General features: G+C 47.0%; 1 pseudogene. It reads left to right on the forward strand.

The window, feature by feature from the left end:
* Positions 1 to 105 precede the first annotated feature (105 nt).
* Positions 106 to 1,596 (forward strand): annotated as a pseudogene (locus F3F93_RS12310) (IS5 family transposase); the annotation flags it as partial.
* Positions 1,597 to 1,727 lie beyond the last annotated feature (131 nt).

Raw genomic sequence — 1,727 nt, forward strand, 5'->3', positions numbered from 1 at the left:
ATCGTCCTCAAGAACCCTCAAGCTATTGATATATAACAATAAGTAATCATTTATGGTAGCGTAAAGTGCAAGGACAGGTGGCATTCTCACCCAAAAGGCTTGCACATGATACGTGAAGAAGATGACCGACAACTGACATTTATCCTCCCGTTTGGTGGGAGCTTGAAACCAGAGAACCGCTGGGTTCAGCTTTCTGCGGTTGTGCCATGGGATAATCTTGAGCCAGCTTACAATTCAGTGATGAATCTGAAAGGTCGCCCATCCAAACCGGCACGGTTGGTTATTGGTGCGATGATCATCAAGCACAAACTGAATCTCTCCGATGAGGAAACAGTTCTGCAGATTCAGGAAAATCCGTATCTTCAGTATTTCTGTGGCTACGAAACATATATTGATGCATTGCCGTTTGTTCCGAGTCTGTTTGTAGAGATCCGCAAACGTATGGGTGCGGATATGTTTGAGAGCTTTGAGCAGGCTATCGTTGATCAGGCTGTTTCGATCCAGAAGAGTAAGCAGCAGGCAGACGTTAAAAATAACGATGAGGACACTCCAACATCGCCACCTTCAGGTGATGCTACAACTGAAACCAGTTCAGCCTCAGCAGAAGTCGATTCAAAAGAAGTTACTCATCATGGTCGATTGCTAATGGATGCGACGGTAGCGGATCAGATGATTCGTTTTCCAACGGATGTAAGCCTACTCAACAATGCCCGTGAGATTGCCGAGACCATGGTCGATATACTTCATGAACATCAAGAGATCACGGGCAAGAAGCCCCGCACCTACCGCCAACAGGCGCGAAAGGTTTATCTGGGCATAAGCAAGCGCAAACGCCCTGGCAGTAAACTGATTCGCAAGGCTATTCGCCAGCAACTGCAATATCTTCGGCGTGATTTCAAATATATTGAACAGATGCTGGATATTCTGATACCTGAGACAGGCATGGCATTTCCGTTGAATCACAAACTCCAGCGCCAATACTGGATCATTCAGCACCTGTATGCGCAGCAGCAACAGATGTACAAGAGCAACATCAGAAGTTGTAGTGATCGCATCATCAGTATCAGTCAGCCACATGTTCGTCCTATTGTACGTGGCAAGGCGGGGAAATCTGTTGAATTCGGTTCAAAGATCAGTGTGAGTATGATGGGTAAGCTGGCCTTTGTAGATCGCTTGAGTTGGGATGCTTTCAATGAATCCCAAGACTTGATTCCGCAGGTTGAGGCTTACAAGGAACGTTTTGGGTTCTATCCTGAGTCAGTACATGCCGATGGCATTTATGGCACACGGGATAACCGCAAATGGTTGAAAGATCACGGCATCAGGTTTGCAGGCAAACCGCTTGGCAGGCCAAAGAAGGCGACCGCTGACAACAAGGAAGAGATCAGGCAGATCAAACGGCAACAACGAGAGGATGAGCGAAAGCGAATCCCTGTCGAAGGTAAGTTTGGACAGGAAAAAAACGGTTACCGACTCAATCAAATCCGTGCTCGACTGGCTTCAACCTCTGAGGCATGGGTGAGGAGTATCTTCCTGGTGATGAACCTGATGGCACTAGCCAGATTTTGGCTGCCTGATCGGAAAATGACAGCGCTTTATGCTGTGCGTGAGTATGTGAAGAGATACGTGAGTTGCTTCAGAGCCATCTTACGACACTTGAAACCTTTTCCTATGCCAACTGCTGTTGGTGAGTGAAAAGTTAAAAAGGGCTTCTTGAGGAGACTCTA

The sequence above is a fragment of the Mariprofundus sp. KV genome, from assembly GCF_013387475.1.
Taxonomy (GTDB): domain Bacteria; phylum Pseudomonadota; class Zetaproteobacteria; order Mariprofundales; family Mariprofundaceae; genus Mariprofundus.